Source organism: Amycolatopsis sp. WAC 04197 (genome assembly GCF_003947475.1).
Classification (GTDB): Bacteria; Actinomycetota; Actinomycetes; order Mycobacteriales; family Pseudonocardiaceae; genus Amycolatopsis; species Amycolatopsis japonica.
The window spans coordinates 568,548-588,739 of the sequence record NZ_QHJK01000004.1 but is presented as its reverse complement, the minus strand read 5'-3'; the positions used below and the strand labels follow the sequence as shown (position 1 = coordinate 588,739).

The 20,192-nt window shown below is 69.6% G+C and carries 20 protein-coding genes; 10 read left to right on the top strand and 10 right to left on the bottom strand.

Going from position 1 to position 20,192, the window contains the following annotated elements:
* The first annotated feature begins 60 nt into the window (after positions 1-60).
* The 3 genes from DMC64_RS19700 to DMC64_RS19690 all read left to right on the top strand — a co-directional run bounded on the left by DMC64_RS19700 (position 61) and on the right by DMC64_RS19690 (position 2,535).
* Positions 61-867 (top strand): phospholipid scramblase-related protein, encoded by an 807-nt coding sequence (locus DMC64_RS19700; protein ID WP_037341907.1) that lies wholly within the window; start codon positions 61-63, stop codon positions 865-867.
* A gap of 190 nt (positions 868-1,057) precedes the next feature.
* On the top strand, positions 1,058-2,095 hold the full coding sequence (locus DMC64_RS19695) for an MBL fold metallo-hydrolase (protein ID WP_125734675.1): 1,038 nt from the start codon (positions 1,058-1,060) through the stop codon (positions 2,093-2,095).
* A complete protein-coding gene (locus DMC64_RS19690; RefSeq protein WP_125734674.1) occupies positions 2,092-2,535 on the top strand; it encodes a GNAT family N-acetyltransferase in 444 nt (147 codons plus the stop codon). Before DMC64_RS19695 ends, DMC64_RS19690 begins: the two co-directional genes overlap by 4 nt.
* 78 nt (positions 2,536-2,613) lie before the next feature.
* On the opposite strand, the gene mnmA is transcribed toward DMC64_RS19690, so the two are convergent.
* Genes mnmA through DMC64_RS19670 form a run of 4 tightly spaced genes read right to left on the bottom strand, consistent with a single transcriptional unit; the run spans position 2,614 to position 7,626 of the window.
* A complete protein-coding gene (gene mnmA / locus DMC64_RS19685) occupies positions 2,614-3,705 on the bottom strand; it encodes a tRNA 2-thiouridine(34) synthase MnmA (RefSeq protein WP_073848121.1) in 1,092 nt (363 codons plus the stop codon).
* Positions 3,706-3,710: 5 nt separating this feature from the next.
* Positions 3,711-4,907, bottom strand: a complete 1,197-nt coding sequence (locus DMC64_RS19680; RefSeq protein WP_037341897.1) for a cysteine desulfurase family protein — start codon at positions 4,905-4,907, stop codon at positions 3,711-3,713.
* A gap of 49 nt (positions 4,908-4,956) precedes the next feature.
* On the bottom strand, positions 4,957-6,336 hold the full coding sequence (locus tag DMC64_RS19675; protein ID WP_125734673.1) for an MFS transporter: 1,380 nt from the start codon (positions 6,334-6,336) through the stop codon (positions 4,957-4,959).
* 33 nt (positions 6,337-6,369) lie between these two features.
* Positions 6,370-7,626, bottom strand: a complete 1,257-nt coding sequence (locus tag DMC64_RS19670; RefSeq protein WP_125734672.1) for a LuxR C-terminal-related transcriptional regulator — start codon at positions 7,624-7,626, stop codon at positions 6,370-6,372.
* 133 nt (positions 7,627-7,759) lie between these two features.
* Here DMC64_RS19670 and DMC64_RS19665 point away from each other — a divergent pair, with 133 nt between their 5' ends.
* Positions 7,760-8,650 carry an NADP-dependent oxidoreductase gene (locus DMC64_RS19665; RefSeq protein WP_125734671.1) on the top strand — a complete coding sequence of 297 codons (891 nt, stop codon included), beginning with the start codon at positions 7,760-7,762 and terminating at the stop codon, positions 8,648-8,650.
* Between the two features lie 81 nt (positions 8,651-8,731).
* On the opposite strand, the gene DMC64_RS19660 is transcribed toward DMC64_RS19665, so the two are convergent.
* The 4 genes from DMC64_RS19660 to DMC64_RS19645 all read right to left on the bottom strand — a co-directional run bounded on the left by DMC64_RS19660 (position 8,732) and on the right by DMC64_RS19645 (position 12,379).
* Positions 8,732-9,652 (bottom strand): 1-acyl-sn-glycerol-3-phosphate acyltransferase, encoded by a 921-nt coding sequence (locus tag DMC64_RS19660; protein ID WP_125734670.1) that lies wholly within the window; start codon positions 9,650-9,652, stop codon positions 8,732-8,734.
* Positions 9,649-10,431, bottom strand: a complete 783-nt coding sequence (locus tag DMC64_RS19655) for a GNAT family N-acetyltransferase (RefSeq protein ID WP_125734669.1) — start codon at positions 10,429-10,431, stop codon at positions 9,649-9,651. Before DMC64_RS19655 ends, DMC64_RS19660 begins: the two co-directional genes overlap by 4 nt.
* Positions 10,432-10,607: 176 nt before the next feature.
* A complete protein-coding gene (locus DMC64_RS19650; protein ID WP_016336565.1) occupies positions 10,608-11,567 on the bottom strand; it encodes an electron transfer flavoprotein subunit alpha/FixB family protein in 960 nt (319 codons plus the stop codon).
* A 26-nt stretch (positions 11,568-11,593) separates the two neighbouring features.
* Positions 11,594-12,379 carry an electron transfer flavoprotein subunit beta/FixA family protein gene (locus tag DMC64_RS19645; RefSeq protein WP_037341879.1) on the bottom strand — a complete coding sequence of 262 codons (786 nt, stop codon included), beginning with the start codon at positions 12,377-12,379 and terminating at the stop codon, positions 11,594-11,596.
* A 243-nt stretch (positions 12,380-12,622) separates the two neighbouring features.
* Here DMC64_RS19645 and DMC64_RS19640 point away from each other — a divergent pair, with 243 nt between their 5' ends.
* On the top strand, positions 12,623-13,474 hold the full coding sequence (locus tag DMC64_RS19640) for a DegV family protein (RefSeq protein WP_081975891.1): 852 nt from the start codon (positions 12,623-12,625) through the stop codon (positions 13,472-13,474).
* Here DMC64_RS19640 and DMC64_RS19635 read toward each other — a convergent pair.
* Positions 13,455-13,877 carry a hypothetical protein gene (locus DMC64_RS19635; protein ID WP_125734668.1) on the bottom strand — a complete coding sequence of 141 codons (423 nt, stop codon included), beginning with the start codon at positions 13,875-13,877 and terminating at the stop codon, positions 13,455-13,457. The genes DMC64_RS19640 and DMC64_RS19635 overlap by 20 nt on opposite strands.
* 137 nt (positions 13,878-14,014) lie before the next feature.
* Between DMC64_RS19635 and DMC64_RS19630 the strand changes: the two genes are divergently transcribed.
* The 5 genes from DMC64_RS19630 to DMC64_RS19610 all read left to right on the top strand — a co-directional run bounded on the left by DMC64_RS19630 (position 14,015) and on the right by DMC64_RS19610 (position 18,367).
* Entirely contained in the window at positions 14,015-14,788 is a 774-nt protein-coding gene (locus tag DMC64_RS19630; RefSeq protein WP_125734667.1) for a class I SAM-dependent methyltransferase, read from the top strand.
* A complete protein-coding gene (locus tag DMC64_RS19625; protein WP_125734666.1) occupies positions 14,785-16,296 on the top strand; it encodes a glycoside hydrolase family 57 protein in 1,512 nt (503 codons plus the stop codon). Before DMC64_RS19630 ends, DMC64_RS19625 begins: the two co-directional genes overlap by 4 nt.
* A gap of 13 nt (positions 16,297-16,309) precedes the next feature.
* On the top strand, positions 16,310-16,795 hold the full coding sequence (locus tag DMC64_RS19620) for a glutathione peroxidase (protein WP_016336571.1): 486 nt from the start codon (positions 16,310-16,312) through the stop codon (positions 16,793-16,795).
* 283 nt (positions 16,796-17,078) lie between these two features.
* Positions 17,079-18,140: a serine protease gene (locus tag DMC64_RS19615; RefSeq protein WP_125734665.1), complete on the top strand. Its 1,062-nt coding sequence runs from the start codon at positions 17,079-17,081 to the stop codon at positions 18,138-18,140.
* A complete protein-coding gene (locus tag DMC64_RS19610) occupies positions 18,140-18,367 on the top strand; it encodes a hypothetical protein (protein WP_037341868.1) in 228 nt (75 codons plus the stop codon). The genes DMC64_RS19615 and DMC64_RS19610 overlap by 1 nt, the downstream gene beginning before the upstream one ends.
* On the opposite strand, the gene DMC64_RS19605 is transcribed toward DMC64_RS19610, so the two are convergent.
* Complete coding sequence (locus DMC64_RS19605) at positions 18,355-20,121, bottom strand: glycoside hydrolase family 2 protein (protein ID WP_125734664.1); 1,767 nt, start codon at positions 20,119-20,121, stop codon at positions 18,355-18,357. The two genes, DMC64_RS19610 and DMC64_RS19605, sit on opposite strands and share 13 nt — an antisense overlap.
* Positions 20,122-20,192: the final 71 nt, after the last annotated feature.

Genomic DNA, 20,192 nt, shown 5'->3' with positions numbered 1-20,192 from the left:
TTCGACGCAATTGCCGTCGTCGAGCCCGAGACGGCGCCGCGCGCATTACGCTGACCTGCCATGACGAGCTCTCCACAGCCCGCCGGCTGGTATCCCGACCAGCAGAACCCCCGGGTGTACCGGTGGTGGGACGGGCAGGCCTGGACCGCGAACACGCGGCCGTCGCACGACGCCGAGATGATCGAGCTGGACATCGAAGGCGCGCACGACCCGAACAAGATCCGGGCGCAGGCGGCGCGGGGGACCCAAGGCCGGGCCACCGGGGTGGTCGGCGGCGGAACGCTGTTCTCCGAACCCGTGCTGGTGGTGAACCAGCGCGCGAAACTCATCGAGATGTCGAACGAGTTCGGCGTGTTCGACCAGAACGGCAACCGCCTCGGCGGTGTCGTCCAGGTCGGGCAGAGCACGTTGAAGAAGGCCATCCGGCTGCTCACGAACTACGACCAGTTCCTGACCCACCGCTTCGAAATCCGCGACGCGAACCACAGCACCGTGCTGAAGGTCACGCGGCCCGCGAAGGTGTTCAAATCCCGGTTCCTGGTGACGAAGGCCGACGACTCCCCCATCGGGGAGATCGTGCAGGAGAACGTCTTCGGCAAGATCCGGCTGGGTTTCGTGGTGAACGGCCAGAAGGTGGGCGGGATCTTCGCGGAGAACTGGCGGGCGTGGAACTTCGTGATCAAGGACCACGCCGACGTCGAGATCGCGCGGATCACCAAGACCTGGGGCGGTTTCGTGAAGGCCGCGTTCACCACCGCCGACAACTACGTCGTCGAGATCCACCGGCCGCTGCGGGACCCGCTGGCGTCGATGGTGGTCGCTTCGGCGCTGACGATCGACACCGCGCTGAAGCAGGACGATCGCTGAAGGCCGTCATCTCCCGCATTTAGTCCTCTGGATGCGGTAGTCGCAGACGCAAGGACCGCATCCAGAGGACTAAACGCGAGCGGCGCGAGTGACCGGGGTCTCACCCCGCTCAAGTGGACACTCGGCTTCCGGCGGCACAAAGTGGTGGGACTGGGCGGCACACCGGAGTGCGTCCGGGACGGAGGTCACCATGGAGCCGTTGCCGGAAGACGGCGAACGGGACTGGGCGGAGCCAGGCGTCTACACGGTTTCGCCGGGGGTCCACCGGATCCCGCTGCCCCTGCCGCAGGACGCGCTGCGCGCGGTCAACGTCTACGTCGTCACCGACGGCACCCGCCTGGTCCTCGTGGACTCGGGCTGGGCGCTGGAGTCGGCGCGCGAACGGCTTTCGCGCGGGTTGAAGGCGCTCGGCGCGGATCTCGGCGACATCGACGAGTTCCTGATCACCCACGTGCATCGCGATCACTACACGCTGGCCGTGGAACTGCGCCGCGAGTTCGGCGGCCAGCTCGGGCTCGGGAAACGGGAAGAGCCGTCGCTGGTGCGCTCCGGCGATCCGGACCGGTTCCCGATGGAGGCGCAGGTCGGCCTGCTCCAGCGGTGTGGCGCGGACCCCGTCGTCGAAGAACTCGCCAAAGCCTTCGGCGGCGTCCGGCACACCGAGGCGCATCTGTGGGAGCAGCCCGACGAGTGGCTCGTCCCCGGGAAACGCGCGATCGTGCCCGGCCGCGAGTTCGACGTCGTGCACACGCCGGGCCACACGGACGGGCACGTCGTCTTCGTCGACGACGAGGCGGGGCTCGTGTTCTCCGGCGACCACGTGCTGCCGCACATCACGCCGTCCATCGGCTTCCAGCCGGTGCCCACCGAACTGCCGCTGAGCGACTACCTCGACTCTCTGCGCCTGGTGCGCGAGATGCCGGACCGGCGCATGCTCCCCGCGCACGGCCCCGTCACCGACAGCGTCCATGCCCGCGTGGACGAACTGCTGGAGCACCACCGCGACCGGCTCGAAGTCATGGGCGCCGAGATCACCGCGGACGTCACGACGGCGTACGAGGTCGCGCTGCGGCTGGGCTGGACGCGCAAGCGGCGCAAGCTGCCCGACATGGACCCGTTCAACCAGATGCTCGCCGTGCTCGAGACCGGTTCGCATCTGGATCTGCTGGTGGCCCAAGGGAAACTCACCTCGGCCGAAACCGACGGGGTGCGACACTACGCGTCATGATCATCCGTCAAGCGCGCCGGGAAGACGTCGCGGCGATCGTCGGGATGCTCGCCGACGACCAGATCGGCAGCACCCGTGATTCGGCCGACGACCTCACGCCATACCTGAAGGCCTTCGAACAGATCGACGCCGATCCGGCGCAATTGCTGATCGTCGCCGACGGCGGCGGGGAGGCCGTCGGCACGCTCCAGCTGTCGATCATTCCCGGCCTGGCCAGGAAAGGCGCGCTGCGCGGACAGATCGAGGCGGTCCGGGTGCGGTCGAGCCATCGCGGCTCCGGTCTCGGCGGCGAGCTGATGAGGTGGGCCATCGACGAATCGCGGCGGCGAGGCTGTGCCCTCGTGCAACTGACGTCGGACGTGAAACGCGAGGACGCGCACCGGTTCTACGAACGCCTCGGTTTCGAGGCGACGCACACCGGCTTCAAGCTGAAGTTCTAGCCCCGGCCCCGCATTTAGTCCTCTGGATGCGGTAGTTGCACGCGCAAGGATCGCATTCAGAGGACGAAATGCGGGCGGTCAGCGGGTTCCGGAGATCTTCGCGCTGCCCAGCACAAGGTCGCCTTCGGCGGCATCGGTGCGGTACAGCACGACGACCTGCCCCGGAGCGACGCCGCGCAGCGGCTCGCGCAGCTGAATGGTGACCGAGTCGCCGGAAACCTCCGCGACGGCCTCGACGATCCCGCCGTGCGCGCGCACCTGCACGACGCATTCCGTGGGCCCGTCCAACGGCCGCTCGCTCGGCCAGATCGGGCGGTCCGCCTCGATCACGTTCACGCCGAGGTCCCGCGCGGAACCGACCTTCACGGTGCCCGAAACCGGCTCCAGCGAAAGCACGTAGCGCGGTCGCCCGTCCGGCGCCGGCGCCTCGATGCCGAGGCCCTTGCGCTGGCCGACGGTGAAACCGTGCACACCGGTGTGCTCACCGAGCACGGCGCCGGTCTCGGCGTCGACGAGCTGACCGGGACGCTGCCCGAGCCGCTTCTCCAGGAAGCTCTTCGTGTCGCCGTCCGGGATGAAGCAGATGTCGTGGCTGTCCGGCTTCTTCGCCACCGACAGGCCACGGCTCGCGGCCTCGGCGCGGACGTCGGTCTTCCACGAATCACCCAGCGGGAACAGCGAATGCCGCAGCTGCTCCGGGGTGAGCGAGGCCAGCACGTAGGACTGGTCCTTGCCGGAGTCGACGCTGCGCCGCAGCTCCGGCACACCGTCCACAAGGGACAGACGGGCGTAGTGCCCGGTGGCGACGGCGTCGAAGCCGAGCGCCATCGCCTTGTCCAGCAACGCCTCGAACTTGATCTTCTCGTTGCAGGTGACGCACGGGTTCGGCGTCCGGCCGGCGGCGTACTCGCCGACGAAGGTCTCGATGACCTCTTCGGTGAAGCGCTCGGCGAAATCCCAGATGTAGAAGGGGATGCCGAGGATGTCGGCGGCTCGCCGAGCGTCGCCGGAGTCCTCGATCGTGCAGCAGCCACGGGATCCGGTGCGCAGCGTGCCGGGCTTCGCCGACAGCGCCAGGTGCACCCCGACGACCTCGTGCCCGGCGTCCACGGCGCGCGCGGCGGCCACCGCCGAGTCCACTCCCCCGCTCATCGCGGCCAGTACGCGCATCTTCCTCACACCTCTTGCTTCTGCGTCTGCTTGCGCATTCCGGCGAGTCCCGCCTGCCTCGCCCTGTCGACGACGCCCGCGATCTCCCTCGAAACCGCTTCAACGTCTTCCGGTGCCGAGGTATGCCCGAACGAGAACCGCAGCGACCCGCGCGCGGCCGCGGGTTCGGCACCCATGGCCAGCAGCACGTGGCTCGGCTGCGCGACACCCGCCGTGCACGCCGATCCGGTGGAACATTCGATGCCTTTGGCGTCCAAGAGCATCAACAGGCTGTCCCCCGCGCAACCGGGGAAGGTGAAGTGGGCGTGCGTGGGCAGGCGCTCGCCCTCGCCACCGTTGAGCACCACGTCCGGCACCTCGCGCCGGACCGCCTCGATCAGGTCGTCGCGCAGTTCGGCGACGCGTTTCGCGTACTCCTCGCGTCCCTCGACCGTGGCCTTCACCGCCGTCGCGAACGCGATCACCGCGGGGACGTCGAGCGTGCCCGATCGCACGCTGCGCTCCTGGCCGCCACCGTGCAGCACCGGCACGCACGCCGTGTCGCGCCCCAGCAGCAGCGCGCCGACGCCGTACGGGCCGCCGAGCTTGTGCGCGGTGAGGGTCAGCGCCGCGGCGCCGCTTTCGGCGAAGTCGACCGGCACCGCGCCGACGGCCTGGACGGCGTCGGTGTGCAGCGGGATCTCGTGCTCGGCGCAGACGGCGGCGAGTCCGGCGATCGGGTTGACCGTGCCGACCTCGTTGTTCGCCCACATCACGGTGACCAGCGCGACCGTCTCCGGGCTGTCGCCGATGGCGGTGCGCAGCGACTCCGGGGTGACCCGGCCCGCCTCGTCGACCTCGACCCAGCCGATCTCGGCGCCCGCGTGCTGCTCCAGCCACTCGACGGACTCGAGGACGGCGTGATGCTCGACGGTGCTGCACAGCACCCGGCGGCGCCGCGCGTCCTCGCCGTTGCGGGCCCAGAAGATGCCCTTGACCGCGAGATTGTCGCTCTCCGTGCCACCGGCGGTGAAGATCACCTCGGACGGCCGGGCGCCCAGCGCCTCCGCGATCACCTCGCGGGCTTCTTCGACCCGGCGGCGGGCCCGGCGTCCCGAGGAATGCAGCGCGGAGGCGTTGCCCACTGTGGACAGCGCCTCGGACATCGCCGCTACGGCTTCGGGCAACATCGGGGTGGTCGCCGCGTGGTCGAGATAGGTCATCGCATCCTTCAGGGTAGCCCGTTCCGGGGCGTGACCAAGCCCACCCTGGTCAGCGGGTGGCGGCGCTCATATCCGACGGCCACCGGCCGGTCACCCGCACCCCGAGCAACGCGATGCCGGTCAGCACGACCGAAAGCACCACGATCGCCACCGAAGGCTCCTTCGCCGACGCCAGCGAAGCGAGCAGAACGCCACCCAAACCGATGGTCAGGGCCGATCCGACCCAGTCTCCCAGCTGCAGCGCCGAGGTGTTGAACCCGCGTTCCGCCTCCGGCGAGTACCGGAGCAGCAGCACCGAGATCGCGGGCATCGCGATGCCCATCCCGGAGCCGCCGACCGCCGACGCCACGAACGCCATCCAGCCGGGGAACGAGGGCAGCGGGACGAAGACGAAGATCGCCAGACCGGCCGCGACCAGCGCGAACCCGGTCCTCAGGGACGCCTCGCGCGACCAGTCGAGCATGCGGCCCTGCAGCATCGACCCGGCCGACCAGCCCAGCGCGGTCACCGTCAGCGGCAGCCCGGCCAGCGCGGGGCTGTACCCGTGGACCTCGGTCATCGTGAGCGGCAGGTACGCCTCCATCCCGGCGTACGCGCCCGCGATCAACGCGCGCGAAGCGATCACTGTGGGCAACCCCGGCCGCGACGACAGCGTCCCGGCGGGCAGGAGTTTGCGAAGCGCGTACGCGAGGGCGACCAGGCCGGCCCCGCCGTAGGCCAGCGCCACGAGGGACGGATGCTGCGCCGCCCAGGTGAGCGCGGCGACGCCGAGGGCGGCGACCACGGCGGGCACGACCCCGGCGCGGCGCGCGGACTCGGCGGGCGTGTGCCGGGGCAGCTTGCGCGTGACGACGATCAGCAGGGCGAGCCCGATCCCGGTCAGCGGGATCAACCCCAGGAACACCCAGCGCCAGCCGACGCTGACGGTCACCACGCCCGCGACCGACGGCCCGATCACCGCGGGCAGCACCCACGCGGCGGCGTTGGCCGCGTAGATCACCGGACGTTCCCGGTCGGTGAAGGTGAGCGCGATCAGCAGGGACACCGAGACCAGCAGGAGCCCGGAACCGAAGCCCTGCAACGCCCTGCCGAGCAGGAGCAGCGGCATGTCGTGCGCGAGCCCCGCGACCAGGAGCCCGGCGGCGAACAGCGCGGTCCCGGCGAGCAGCGCGGGCGCCGGGCCCTTGCGGTCGCCGAGGCGTCCGGAAAGGACGGTCGCGACCACGCTGGCCACCAGGAAGGTGGTGAACGGCCAGGCGTACAGCGCGAGACCCTCGAGGTCGGCCACCATCGTCGGCATCGCGGTGGCGACGCCCATGCTTTCGAACGCGATGAGCGTGACCATGAGCAGCAGCCCGATGGTGGTCACGCGGTGCTCGGGTGTCCAGAGCACACCCTTCGGCTCGGCCTTGCCCCCAGTGATCGTCATACGACGAGCCTGCAACCTCCAGTTCGGTGGAGGTCAAGCGCCGACGGACTCCAAGCGCAGCTCACGCGCCAGCACGGCGGCCTCGCCGCGCGAGCTGACTTCCAGCTTCCCGAGGATCTTCCGCACGTGGAACTTCACCGTGTGCTCGGTCAGCGCCAGCTCGTCGGCGATCTGCCGGTTCCGCTTCCCGCGCGCGATCCCCGCGAGGACTTCGAGTTCACGCGGGTTCAGCCGGTCCAGCGGGCGCAGTTCCGGCGTTTCCCGCACACCCAGCGGCAGGACGGCGGTGATCGTGGCGCCCCAGTCCGGGACGGCGTCGACCTCCCAGCGGCCGCCGAGCGGGGTGATCCGCTCGGTGAGACCGGCGGCGGGGACGGCGCGGGCGACGTCCGGGCCGTCGTCGCGCACGGTGACGCGGAGGTCCTGCCCGTCGATCCGCCAGGACGCCCGGACGCGGGTGCTGCCCCGCTCCAGCGCGGCGAGCACCAGACCTCGCGAGACCGTGCGGGCGGTGTGCGCGATGTCCTGCGGGAGCGGCCGTTCGTCGTCCGGCCCGGCGAGGTCGACGGTCACGTCGTTGTGGCGCACCAAGGGATCCAGCTGCGTGACGAGGATGCCGAACGCCGCCGTGGCCGGTTCCGCCGAGAGTTCCTGGTCGCGGTCGGCGATCGAGCGCAGTTCGACCAGCGCGGCCGCGGCGAGGTCGGTCGCGGTCTGCCGGGCGGCGGCGTCGCCGAGCCTGCGGGACCGCAGCACCGAAAGCAGCGACGTCAGGGTGGTGGCGTGGGTCTGCCCCAGATCGGTGATCGCCCGCGCCCGCGCGGTCGCCGCCGCGATGTTGCTCTCCAGGACGGCGGGTTCGGGGTCGGTGGCGCGCTGGGCGGCGTTCACGCTGACGATGTCCCACAGCTTGGCGACGAACGCGAGCGCGCTTTCGGCGGGTTCGTCCTCGGTGGGGACGAGCGCGATCATCGCGCCCTTGCCGATCACCGGCGCCGAGGTCAGGACGACGAGTTTCCGGTGCTTCCCGCCGAGCGTCTCCTCGGCCACCACGGCCTGGCCCGGCACGCCGAGCGCGGCGAGCCGCTGAAGCTCCGCGCTCGTGACCGCGCCGGTGATCTCCGGGTCGCCGTCGACCTTGACGGGCAGACGCGAGCAGTCGCCGGTCTCCATCGCGGCGGCGCGATGCGGCAGGACGGTGGCGGCCGTCGCCGAGAAACGCGGCAGGAGTTCGGGGCGCGGAGCGGCGAGCATGTACTCGACCTGGCTCAGCACTTGCAGCGGATCCATGAGTCCACAGTAGGCGCGTCCCGGCTCGGGGACGCTGCTCTCCCGGCTAGTGAACACTGCTCGTCCGGCTGGTTCGGGCGGGGTACGGGCGCCGGTTGACTGATCGCAGCGAAGAAATCCGATAGGAGTGGACATGCGAGCGATCACCATCACCCAGTACGGCGAACCGGACGTCCTGCGGCTCGACGAGGCCCCGCTGCCGGAGCCCGGCCCTGGGCAGGTTCGGGTGGCGGTCAAGGCCGCCGGCGTCAACCCGGTCGACTGGAAGATCCGGTCCGGCGCGATGGCCGAGGTCCGGCCCGTCGACTTCCCGCACATCCTCGGCCTGGAACTGGCGGGCGTGGTGGACGCGGTGGGCGAAGGCGCCGGTTTCGCCGTCGGGGACGAGGTATTCGGCTGGTCGGAGACCGGTACGTACGCGGAGTACGCGCTGGCGAGCACGGTCATCCGCAAACCCGCCGGGCTTTCGTGGGCCGAAGCCGCCGCGCTGCCCATCGCCGGGGAAACCGCGTTGCGGGTACTGGGCGAACTCGAGGTCAAGCCGGGCGAAACCGTGGTGATCCACGGCGCGAGCGGCCAGGTCGGCCGGATCGCGACGCAGGCCGCCGTCGCGCTGGGCGCCACGGTCATCGGGCTCGCCGGGGCCTCGTCGCTGGACGAGGTGAAGGCGCTCGGCGCGGTGCCGGTCCAGTACGGCGACGGCTGGCTCGCGCGGGTCCGCTCGGTCGCGCCGGACGGCGTCGACGCGGTCTTCGACGCCGCCGGTTTCGGCGTCCTGGGTGACTCCGTCGAGCTGCTCGGCTCACCCGACCGGCTGATCACCATCGCGGACCCGGCGGCTTACGCGCAGGGACTGAAGTTCTCGGCGGGCGGGGCGGAAACTCAAGCGGTTCTTGAGGATCTGGTCGCGCGGGGGCTGAAGCTGAAGCTGGGTTCGAGCTACGCGCTCGCCGATGCCGCCTCGGCGCACCGGGAAAGCGCGACGGGGCACGCGGGCGGGAAGATCACGCTGACGCTGGAGTGATGCCGGGCTACCGGCGGATGTCATGAAAGGGCCGTTCAGGACGGAAAACGTCCTGAACGGCCCTTTCATGACATCCGGGAGTTACTGCGAGACCGCCTTGCGAGCGGGAGCAGCGGCCGGAGCGGGAGCGACGACCGGAGCGGGAGCGACGACCGGAGCGCGGCGGCGGCGCCGCTGAGCCGGGATCTGCACCCGCCCGAGAGCCGCCTGCACCGCGGATTCCGCCAGCGCCGCCAGTTCCCGCCGGTCCGAAGCGCGGCCCGGCGCGATCTCCGGGCACACGTGCACTTCCAGCACAAGACCGCGCAGGGCCGCGACCCGCCGCAGCGAAGCGATGAGCGACTCCGGCCCGATGAACGCCGGCTGCGTCGTCTCCCGCCCGTCGGCGAGCCGGAACCGCAACGCGAGCGGCCGCACCGGGACACCGCCGTCGATCGCGGCCTGGAAGGTCGCCGGGCGGAACCGGCCCGAGCCGAGACCGCACCAGGTGGTGCCTTCCGGCGTCACGCTGACGAGTGATCCACCGCGCATCGCGGAGGCGAGTTCGTCCATCGTCGCGGGGAGGCTCCGCAGGTTCTCCCGGTCGAGGAAGATGCTGCCGCCGCGGCGCACGAGCAGGCCGAGCACCGGCCAGGCGCCGACCTCCTTCTTCGCGAGCGCCCGCATCGGCTGGACGGCGTTGACCGCGATGATGTCCAGCCACGAGATGTGGTTGTTCACCACGAGCGCGCCCCGGCCGGGCACGGCGCGGAACCGCTCGTCGCCGAGCACGCGCAGCTTCACCCCGAACGAGCGAAGGATTCCCGCGAAAAGCAGGCGCACCAACCGTTCCCGCGGTTTGCCGCGCAGCACGAGCACCAGCGGCGCGCTCAGGAATGCGCCGAAGATGACACCGATCGCCGCGGTGAAGCGCAGGACCCGCCTCGGGAACGCCACAGTCGGCGCCCCTTCGGTGAGGCAGCCGTCGCCACACGGCGACTTCGGCATCCAGGCGTGGCTCATCCCTGCTCTCCCAGGAAGAACTTGAGGTACCGCTCGTCGACGTTGTGCAGATCCAGCAGGACGAAGAAGTCCGCGACCCCGAAATCCGCGTCCAGCGCGGGCGGCCCGTAGATCTTCGCGCCCAGGCGGGTGTAGCCCTTGATGAGCGGCGGAAGGATCGCACGCGAGGGCCGCTCGATGGTCTCGTTCAACCACGGGTTCAGCGGCGTCACCCGAAGGGATTCATCCGCGTAGTGCTTGGCGCGCAGGACATCCCAGACGCCCGCCGCGTAGACCCCGCCGTCGGTCAGCGGCACGGACGCGCAGCCCGCGAGATACCGGTGCCCGGCCAGCAGCATGTAGCGCCCGATCCCCGCCCACACGAGGCTCACCACGGCGCCGCTGCGGTGGTCGGGGTGCACGCACGAACGCCCCGTCTCGACCAGCGAAGGACGCAGGGAATCAAGGGCGGTGAGATCGAATTCGCTGTCGGAATACAGTTTCCCCGCCCGCGCGGCGCGATCGGGCGGCAACATCCGGTACGTGCCCACGATCTCGCCGGTGTTGTCGTCGCGCACCACGAGGTGATCGCAGAACTCGTCGAAGTAGTCGACGTCGAGGCCGGGTTCGGGGGAATTGAGCGTCGCTCCCATTTCCTCGGCGAACACCCGATGGCGGAGGCGTTGCGCGGCGACGACTTCTTCGTTTCCGTTCGCCACGAGAAGGGAGTAACGCGGCGCGTCGGCCGGGAGTTCGACACCTGCCTGGTCAGTACTGACGAGGAGCTGTGACGTCGTCATGACCCAGGTCTACCCCTGGAGGGGTACCAACGACAATGCGCCCGATGGCCGATTAGTGCACGTTCCGTTAATTGCGGGTTCTCAGGCTTCTCTCAGGCTGGGAAGTCACTTCCCGGTCACGGAAAAGGGGCCGCCCGGGAAATAAATCCCGGACGGCCCCTCTTCGAACGAAGGACTCAGCCCTTGCGCTTCTGGACCTCTTCGGTCAGCTGCGGCGCGACGTTGAACAGGTCGCCCACCACACCGAAGTCGGCGATCTCGAAGATCGGCGCCTCGGCGTCCTTGTTGACCGCGATGATGGTCTTCGAGGTCTGCATACCGGCGCGGTGCTGGATCGCACCCGAGATGCCCAGCGCGATGTACAGCTGCGGCGAGACCGTCTTACCGGTCTGGCCGACCTGGAACTGCGCCGGGTAGTAGCCCGAGTCGACGGCGGCGCGGGAAGCACCGACGGCGGCACCGAGCGAGTCGGCGAGCGCCTCGACGACGTCGAACTTGTCGGCCGAGCCGACACCGCGGCCACCGGAGACGACGACCGAGGCCTCGGTCAGCTCCGGCCGGTCGCCGCCGACGATCGGCTCGACGCCGGTGATCCTGGCGGACTTCGCCGGGTCGCCCGCGGGGACCTCGACGGTCTCCTCGGCGGCCGCACCCTCGGCCGGGGCGGCCTCGACCGCGCCCGGGCGGACCGAGATGACCGGGACACCCTTGGTGGACTTGGACTTCACGGAGAACGCGCCACCGAAGATGGACTGGTCGACGCTGCCGTCGCCGTTCACGCCGACGGCGTCGTACAGCAGACCGGAGCCGAGGCGGACCGCGACCCGGGCGGACACCTCCTTGCCCTCGGCGCTGGCCGCGACGAGCACGGCGGCCGGGGAGGTCCGCTCCGCGAGCGCGGCGAGGACGTCCACCTTCGGGGTGACCAGGAAGCCGGTGGCGTTGTCGCCCTCGGCGACGTACACCTTGGCGGCGCCGTGCGCGGCGAGGGCTTCCTTCGCCTTGGCGGCGGTGCCGGTCGGGCCGACGACGACCGCGGACGGCTCACCCAGTTCACGAGCGGCGGTCAGCAGCTCGAGCGTGACCTTCTTGACTTCACCGTCGACGTGGTCGACGAGGACGAGTACTTCAGCCATTTCCCTATTCCTCCTCGAAACCTGTCTCAGATGAGCTTCTGCGCGACCAGGTAGGCGGCCACCTTGCTGCCGCCGTCACCCTCGTCCTCGACGCGCTCACCGGCGGTGCGCGGCGGCTTCGGGGAGGCTTCGAGCACGGACGACCACGCGTTGCCGAGGCCGACCTCGGCCGCGTCGACGCCCAGATCCGCGACGGTCAGCGTCTCGACCGGCTTCTTCTTGGCGGCCATGATGCCCTTGAAGGAGGGGTAGCGCGGCTCGTTGATCTTCTCGCCGACGCTCACCACCGCGGGCAGGTTCGCCTCGAGGTGCGTGACGCCGTCCTCGGTGTAGCGGTCGGCCTTGATCGAGGTGCCCTCGACGGTCAGCTCGTTCACGTGGGTCAGCTGCGGCAGGCCGAGCAGCTCGGCGATGATCGCCGGCACGGCGCCACCGCGGCCGTCGGAGGCCTCGTTACCGGTGATGACCAGGTCGAAGCCTTCGACCTTCGAGATCGCGGCGGCCAGCACCTTGGCGGTGGCGATCGCGTCGGAACCGTGCAGGGCCTCGTCGGAGACGTGGATGGCCTTGTCGGCGCCCATGGACAGCGCCTTGCGGATCGCGTCGGTCGCGCGGTCGGGACCCACCGAGACGACGGTGACCTCGCCCTCGCCGGCTTCCTTGATCTTCAGTGCTTCTTCGACGGCCTTCTCGTTGATCTCGTCGAGCACGGCGTCGGCGGATTCGCGGTCAAGAGTGTTGTCGGCACCGGAGAGCTTCCGCTCCGAGTAGGTGTCCGGTACCTGCTTGACCAGGACAACGATGTTCGTCATGGGTCTACTTCGACCTCCCGTTAGTGGCCGGCGTCGGCCACGGGGCAACAGCTCTACTGGCCGGTAGATTAGGGCCATTTCAGCGCCGCGGCCCGCCGAGGTGACCTCATTCACCTGGATGCACGTTTTAGTGGGACCATCGTCCAGGTAATTCACCCAGAAGTGAGTGTAACCGGCCGACTAACCCGAACGGCCGTATTCCGGGGTACTCCCGGAGATGGTGAAGGGATAACCTGCCCCACCATGCGTTCCATGCCCGGCCCTGTCGCCGTGATCACGGACTCGACCGCCTGCCTTCCCGCCCCGGTCGCCGAACGCTGGGGAATCGGCGTCGTTCAGGTCCAACTGCAGGTCGGAGAGCAGTTCGACGAAGAGAACCGCTACGACCGCGAGGAAATCATCGGCCATCTGCGGGCGGGGACGCCGGTGAAGACGGCGCCGCCCGAGGTCGCCGCGTTCTTCTGGGCGTTCCAGGACGCCGCGAGCAAGGGTGCCTCCGCGATCGTCAGCGTCCACATCTCGGGACGGATGTCGGAGACGGTGAACGCCGCCCGCGAGGCCGCCCAGCAGGTGAACATCCCGGTGCACGTCCTCGACAGCGGGACCACCGGGATGAGCCTGGGTTTCGCGGCGACCTCGGCGGCCAAGGTCGCCGCCGCCGGCGGGCAGGCCACCCGCGTCATCGACGCGGCCGAACGCCGTTTCCGCGGCAGCCGGGAGATCCTCTACGTCGACACGCTGGAGTTCCTGCGCCGCGGCGGGCGGATCGGCGCCGCGCAGGCGTTCCTCGGCTCCGCGTTCTCGATCAAACCCCTGCTGACGCTGAAGAACGGCGAGGTCGCCCCGCTGACCCGGGTGCCGGGCCAGCGACGGGCGCTCAACAAACTCGTCGACCTCGCGGTGGAATGCGCGGGCGACCAGGATGTCGAGGTCGCCATCACCCGGTTCGGCCCGGACGAACGCGACCTCGAGATCGGCGGGCGGCTGCGGGCGCGGTTGCCGCATATGGTCGACAGCACCCTGGTGGACGCCAGCATGATCCTCGGCGCCCACCTCGGGCCCGGTGCCATCGGCATCACGGTGTCGCCGGTGTAGTCCGCTTCGAGGGGATCAGCGCCAGCACCACCGGGAGCACCGCGCCCAGCGCCGTCGTCACGATGATCAGCACCTGGTCCACCGGCTCGAAATGCGAGACGTGGCCAAGGTGGTAGAGGAAATGCGGCAACCCGAAGCAGAAGGTGGCGAGCGCCGCCAACCTGGCCACGGCGGTCGTCCCGATCACGGCGGCGCCGATCAGGATCGCGGAAAGCGCCAGGTTGAGGCCGCCGAAGTCCTGGATCAGGTGTTCGTTGAAGGGGCCGTCCATCGCCACCCAGCCGGTGCGGAACCCCGGGAAGTCCCGGTAGAAGCCCTCCGGGCTGAACAGCGGCCACAGCCCGACGGGCAGTTCGATGAGACCGAAGACGACGAGCAGTACGCGGGTGATTGTCCGTTGCATACCTCCTGGACTGCGTGGCGCCGCGAAACGTGACACACGCATTTCGTCCTCTGGATGCGGTCCTTGCGCGTGCAAGGACCGCATCCAGAGGACCAACTGCGGCGGAGCGGGAAGTGACCGGCCGGTAGGGTCGCGGCGTGACCACCCCAGCCACCAGGGCCGAAGCGCTGCACCTCACCGGTGAACGCACCGTGCCGGGCATCGCCGAGGAAAACTATTGGTACCGCCGCCACGAGGCCGCGTATCACAAGTTCCTGCCGCTGTGCGAGGGCAAGACGGTGCTGGAGGCAGGCTGCGGCGAGGGCTACGGCGCCGGGCTCATCGCCACCGTCGCCGAGCGGGTGCTCGCCCTCGACTACGACGTCCCCACCACCGAGCACGTCGCCCGCCGGTACCCCGGCATCGGCGTGGCCAGGGCGAACCTGGTTTTCCTGCCGCTGCGGGACGCCTCGGTCGACGTCGTCGCCAACTTCCAGGTGATCGAGCATCTCTGGGATCAGGGCGCCTTCCTCGCCGAGTGCCGCCGTGTGCTCTCCCCCGGCGGACGGCTGATCGTCACCACGCCCAACCGGCTGACCTTCACCCCGGACAGCGACACCCCGCTCAACCCGTTCCACACCAGGGAGCTCGCACCGTCCGAATTGGACGAACTGCTGCGTGACGCCGGCTTCGAGGTCGAGACCCTGCACGGGCTCCACCACGGCGAAGGTGTGGCGAAGCTCGACGCCAAGTACGGCGGCTCGATCATCGACGCCCAGCTCGACGTCGTCATGGGGCAACTGCCCGGGCAGGCGACCTGGCCCGCGGAACTGCTGGCCGACGTCGAAGGCATCCAGGCCGCGGACTTCGCGATCCACGGTGAAGACCTCGACGCCAGCCTCGACCTGGTCGCCGTGGCGGTGCGCCGATGAGCGACTACGAGGGCACGTTCTGCCTCGTCGTGCACAGCCACCTGCCGTGGCTGCCGCATCACGGATCCTGGCCGGTCGGCGAAGAATGGCTCTACCAGGCGTGGGCGCATTCCTATCTGCCGATGGTCGATCTCCTGCGCCGCTTCGCCGACGAGGGCCGCGAAGACGTCCTCACCCTCGGGATGACGCCGATCCTCGCCGCCCAGCTCGACGACCCGTACAGCATCGACGCCTTCCACGACTGGCTCGGCCACTGGCAGCTGCGCTCCTGGCACGCGTCCACGCTGTGGCGCGGCGACCCGCTGCTGCGCGACCTCGCGGCGAGTGAGTACCGGACGGCGCTCAAGGCATCGGAAGAGCTCGAAACCCGCTGGCGGCACGGTTTCTCCCCGATCCTTCGGTCCTTTGTGGACAACGGGACGATCGAACTGCTCGGCGGGCCGCTGGCGCATCCGTTCCAGCCGCTGCTCGACCCGGCGGTCCGCGACTTCATGCTGCGCGGCGGCCTGGCCGACACCGCGCTGCGGATCGGACGGCGTCCGGAAGGGATTTGGGCACCCGAATGCGGCTACGCGCCCGGCATGGAGGCCGGGTACGCCGCCGCGGGTGTCCAGCGGTTCATGGTCGACGGGCCTTCCCTGCACGGTGACACCTCGGCGGCGCGGACCGTCGGCGATTCCGACGTCGTGTGCTTCGGCCGCGATCTCGAAGTCACATACCGCGTCTGGTCACCGAAGGCCGGATATCCCGGCCACGCCGCCTATCGCGATTTCCACACCTGGGCGCACGAAGTCGGCCTCAAACCCTCGCGGGTGACCGGCAAGACCGTCGAGCCGCCGGACAAGGCGCCGTACGACCCGGCGATGGCGACGGCCACCCTCGGCGGTCACGTCCAGGACTTCGTCGACACGGTCGTCGCCCGCCTGCGTTCGCTCAAGGCCGAGCACGGCCGCGAGTCGCTCGTCGTCGCCGCGTACGACACGGAACTGTTCGGACACTGGTGGCACGAGGGCCCGGCGTGGCTCGAAGGCGTCCTGCGCGCACTGCCCGAGGCGGGCGTCCGCGTCACGACGCTCAAGGGCGCGCTCGAAGCCGGTCACCTCGGCGGGAAGGTCGATCTCCCGGCGTCGTCGTGGGGTTCGGGCAAGGACTGGCGGGTCTGGGACGGCGAGCAGGTCGCCGACATGGTGCGGGACAACACCGCGTTGCAGGACCGGATGCTCGACCTCGTCGCCGGAATGGACACGACGACCCGCGACTCCGTCCGCGATCAGGCCGTCGCCGAAGCGATGCTCGCGCTTTCGAGCGACTGGGCGTTCATGGTCACCAAGGACTCCGCCGCCGATTACGCGCGGCGGCGGGCGAAAGTGCACACGGAACGGTTCGACACGCTCGCCGGGCTGCTCCGGGAAGGAGCACTCGACCGCGCGCGGGAGACCGCGGCCGCGTTCCGGCGCGACGACGGGCCGTTCGGTCATGTCGACGCGCGCGATCTGCTGAGGAAATGACGAAAGGGGCACCATGGGGATCCACGACATCCCGCTGAAGACGCTCGCGGGCGAGGACACGACGCTCGGCGCGCTCGAAGGCAAGACGCTGCTGGTGGTGAACGTGGCGTCGAAATGCGGGCTGACGCCGCAGTACACCGGGCTGGAAAAGCTCCAGGAACGCTACGCGGACAAGGGTTTCTCCGTCGTCGGGTTCCCGTGCAACCAGTTCGCGGGCCAGGAGCCGGGCACCGCGGAGGAGATCCAGACCTTCTGCTCGACGACGTACGGCGTTTCGTTCCCGCTGTTCGAAAAGCTGGATGTCAACGGGGAAAGCCGTCACCCGCTCTACGCCGAACTGACCAAGGCGGCCGACGCGGAGGGCGCCGCCGGCGACGTCCAGTGGAACTTCGAGAAGTTCCTCGTCGCCCCTTCCGGTGAAGTGGTGGGCCGATTCCGCCCGCGTACCGAACCCGAAGACGAGACGATCACCAAGGCGATCGACGCCGCGATCGGCTGATCACCGCTTTTCACGAACGGGCGGGCCCGCCGGAGTGATCCGGCGAGCCCGCCCGTTTCCTTTTCCGGCGAATCGGTGACCAAAGTCCCTCAACGGCCGCGGCACCGGGACGATGTCCGGTTGAGCGATCACAAACCCTTGCCACACAAGGGAAATCCTGACGTCTCAGCGTGAAGCGCCGTACCCGATTGCACTATGGCGCCACCAGTCGCAGAAGGGGAAGACTCTTTCGTCGGGAGTCCCGCACTTCGTCAACGCCGACAACCAGAAAAGTGTGGCCGACATGATCGAAAGCAACATGATCCCGAAGGAATTCCAGTCACTGGCCGAAGTACAGGCATCCGAGGAAGAAAGTCTTTTCGCCCGCCAGAACGTCGTGGGTGTCGCCCTCGGTACGAAGTGGGCGGGAGGCACGGACACCGAAGAGAAGGCTCTGACGGTTCTCGTCGAGACCAAGCTGCCCCGCGATCTGCTCCGCAAGCAGGACGTCATCCCGCAGACCGTCTCCGGTGTTCCCACCGACGTGCAGGAGGTCGGCGTACTCCAGGCCGGCCGCAGCCTCACCGCGACGAAGGGCAACGGGCTGCCCGGTCTGCTCGACGAGCCGTCGACACCGTCGCTCAGCCGTCCCGAAGAGCTCGCACAGCAACAGGTCGGCCCGTTCACGCTGGCCAAACGGTTCCGCCCGGCCTTCGGCGGCGTGAGCGTCGGTCACTTCAAGATCACCGCGGGCACCTACGGAACCGCGGTGTACGACGCCACCGCGTTGCCCGGCATTCCGCCCAGGTACTACATCCTGTCCAACAACCACGTCCTGGCGAACTCGAACGCCGCCGCCATCGGCGACCCGATCCTGCAGCCGGGACCGTTCGACGGCGGCACCGCGCCCGCGGACGTCATCGCCAGGCTCAGCCGGTTCGTGCCGATCAAGTTCATCCAGCCAGGGCAGCCGGTCCCGTTGAACTTCGTCGACGCCGCCATCGCCGAAGGCCAGTTCCACGACCTCGACCGGCGGATCTACTGGGTCGGCGACCTCAAGGGCACGAACGTCGCCCCCGCGGTCGGCACCCTCGTGCAGAAGACCGGCCGGACCACGAACTGGACGACCGGGCGGATCACCAACATCAACGCGACGGTGGACGTCAACTACGGCGGCGGCAAGGTGGCCAGGTTCGCGCAGCAGTTGCTGACCACGGCCTTCTCCGCGGGCGGCGACTCCGGCAGCCTCGTCGCGGACCTCAGCGAGAACGCGGTCGGCCTGCTGTTCGCCGGTTCGCCGTCGGTCACCGTGGTCAACCGGATCACGCTGGTCGAGGCCTCGCTCGGGATCAAGGTGCATCCGTAGTGGCCGAAGACGTATCCGATGTCGATGCCGCCCTCGTGACGGCGTCCCGGTGGCTCGACGACGTCCCCGGAGTGGTCGGGGTCGGACAGGGCGAGGCCGAGGGGTCACCCACGATCGACGTGTGGATGACCCCCGGTCACGACTCCGGGCAGCTGCCTTCTCAGCTGCTCGGAGTGCCCGTCCGGGTCCGTGACTCCGGCGGTCCGGTGGAGGCTCAGCCGGACTGACCCGTCTCGATGACCGCCCGATTGCGGGTGGCGACGGACTCCGCGTCCGCCTTCACCACCCGCCGGTCGTAGGTGAGCAGGCCGTTGACCTCGTTCTCGACGTCGGTGGTCTGCGTGTAGATCGCGCCGGAAAGGCCGGTTCCGGCGACGATCCGCTCGAGGTGCCCGCTGACCTCGGCATAGCGCTCGGTCAGCTGTGCCGGGGTCGGCGTCATCTCGTAGGCCTGCGGCTCCCCCGGCCAGCGATGCCCGTCGACGACCAGGCCGAGCCCGCCGTACTCTCCGTCGACGATCACCCTGTGGTCCTTCACCGCGGGGCTCCCCGGCCCGACGTAGGTGTGGTCGTCGTGGACGTCACCCGCGCCGGTGTCCGGCCGGGAGAAGCAGCAGTTCACCCCGCTGTTCGCGACGACATGCCTGGTCGGATCGAGATCCTTCACCAGCTTCGCGATACGCGCGGTGTCGAATTCTCCCCAGCCCTCGTTGAACGGCACCCAGCCGACGATCGAGGTCACCCCGCGCAGCTGCTCGATCATCTCGGTCAGCTCGGCTTCGAACCGCGCCCGCGCCTCCGGGACCGGGTCCGGCGCCGTCCCGGGTGGACCGTCGAAGGAGACGGTGAGCGACGGCATGTCCTGCCAGACGAGCAGGCCCAGCCTGTCCGCCCAGTGGTACCAGCGTTCCGGCTCGACCTTGACGTGCTTGCGGACGAAGTTGAAGCCGAGTTCCTTGGTCTTCTCCAGATCGAAGCGCAGTGCCTCGTCGGTGGGGGCCGTGTAGATCCCGTCGGGCCAATAGCCCTGGTCGAGCGGGCCGTGGAGGAAGGTGATCCGGCCGTTGAGCGCGATCCGCGGCCTGCCCTGGGCGTCGGCGACCGTCCCGATCGTCCGGAGCCCGGTGTAGGACTCGACGACGTCGAGCACGTTGCCGCTCTCGTCGAGCAAGCGGACCCGGAGGTCGTAGAGATAAGGGTCGTCCGGTGTCCACAGGCGCGGCGAAGGCACCTTCGCGCGCAACTGCTGCCCGACGGCTCCTTCGACGCGTGTCACCTCCGCGCCGCCGGGTTCGCTGACGATCATCTCCACGCGGGCGCCGCCTGTGACCTTGGGCACAACCGTCACCCCATCGAGATCGGGGGTCAGCGGCAGATCCCGGATATGCGCGGACGGCACCGGCTCCAGCCAGACGGTCTGCCAGATACCCGAGGCGGCGGTGTAGAAGATCCCTTTCGGGTCGTTCCGCTGCTTGCCGACGGGATGCGTCGCGGCGTCGGTCCGATCCGTCGCCCGGACGGTGAGTTCCTGCGATCCCGACGGGCGCAGGACGTCGGTGATGTCCGCGCTGAAGGCCGTGTACCCGCCTTCGTGGACGGCCACCTCCTGGTTGTTCACCCAGACCGTCGCGGACTGGTCGACGGCGCCGAAATGGAGCAGCACCCGCTCACCGTCCCATCCGGACGGGACGTGGAAAACCTTGCGATACCAGAGGGTTTCGTCCCGCCGCCCGATGCCGGAGAGCGCCGACTCCGGCGGGAACGGCACCAGGATCCGCTCGCCGTACCCGTCGCGGCGGGGCGCGCCGCTGCCCGCGTACTCCCAGACGCCGTTGAGGTTCAGCCAGCGGTCGCGGACCAGCCTCGGACGCGGGTACTCGGGCAGCGCGTTGCCGGGTCCGACCTGCGCGGACCACGGCGTCGAGAGCACCGGTTCGACGGTCTTGAAGGCCGGTCCGGCCGCGTTCACCGAAGACGTCATCGACCCGATGGTGGCAAAGATCGCCGCCGCTGTCGCCCTCGATCGGCGTCACCTGCGGGGGTGATCGCCCC

Coding starts and splice junctions, on each gene's coding strand:
- DMC64_RS19700 (WP_037341907.1), top strand. CDS start 61: ATGACGAGCTCTCCACAGCCCGCCGGCTGGTATCCCGACCAGCAGAAC.
- DMC64_RS19695 (WP_125734675.1), top strand. CDS start 1,058: ATGGAGCCGTTGCCGGAAGACGGCGAACGGGACTGGGCGGAGCCAGGC.
- DMC64_RS19690 (WP_125734674.1), top strand. CDS start 2,092: ATGATCATCCGTCAAGCGCGCCGGGAAGACGTCGCGGCGATCGTCGGG.
- mnmA (WP_073848121.1), bottom strand. CDS start 3,705: ATGCGCGTACTGGCCGCGATGAGCGGGGGAGTGGACTCGGCGGTGGCC.
- DMC64_RS19680 (WP_037341897.1), bottom strand. CDS start 4,907: ATGACCTATCTCGACCACGCGGCGACCACCCCGATGTTGCCCGAAGCC.
- DMC64_RS19675 (WP_125734673.1), bottom strand. CDS start 6,336: ATGACGATCACTGGGGGCAAGGCCGAGCCGAAGGGTGTGCTCTGGACA.
- DMC64_RS19670 (WP_125734672.1), bottom strand. CDS start 7,626: ATGGATCCGCTGCAAGTGCTGAGCCAGGTCGAGTACATGCTCGCCGCT.
- DMC64_RS19665 (WP_125734671.1), top strand. CDS start 7,760: ATGCGAGCGATCACCATCACCCAGTACGGCGAACCGGACGTCCTGCGG.
- DMC64_RS19660 (WP_125734670.1), bottom strand. CDS start 9,652: ATGAGCCACGCCTGGATGCCGAAGTCGCCGTGTGGCGACGGCTGCCTC.
- DMC64_RS19655 (WP_125734669.1), bottom strand. CDS start 10,431: ATGACGACGTCACAGCTCCTCGTCAGTACTGACCAGGCAGGTGTCGAA.
- DMC64_RS19650 (WP_016336565.1), bottom strand. CDS start 11,567: ATGGCTGAAGTACTCGTCCTCGTCGACCACGTCGACGGTGAAGTCAAG.
- DMC64_RS19645 (WP_037341879.1), bottom strand. CDS start 12,379: ATGACGAACATCGTTGTCCTGGTCAAGCAGGTACCGGACACCTACTCG.
- DMC64_RS19640 (WP_081975891.1), top strand. CDS start 12,623: ATGCGTTCCATGCCCGGCCCTGTCGCCGTGATCACGGACTCGACCGCC.
- DMC64_RS19635 (WP_125734668.1), bottom strand. CDS start 13,877: ATGCAACGGACAATCACCCGCGTACTGCTCGTCGTCTTCGGTCTCATC.
- DMC64_RS19625 (WP_125734666.1), top strand. CDS start 14,785: ATGAGCGACTACGAGGGCACGTTCTGCCTCGTCGTGCACAGCCACCTG.
- DMC64_RS19620 (WP_016336571.1), top strand. CDS start 16,310: ATGGGGATCCACGACATCCCGCTGAAGACGCTCGCGGGCGAGGACACG.
- DMC64_RS19615 (WP_125734665.1), top strand. CDS start 17,079: ATGATCGAAAGCAACATGATCCCGAAGGAATTCCAGTCACTGGCCGAA.
- DMC64_RS19605 (WP_125734664.1), bottom strand. CDS start 20,121: ATGACGTCTTCGGTGAACGCGGCCGGACCGGCCTTCAAGACCGTCGAA.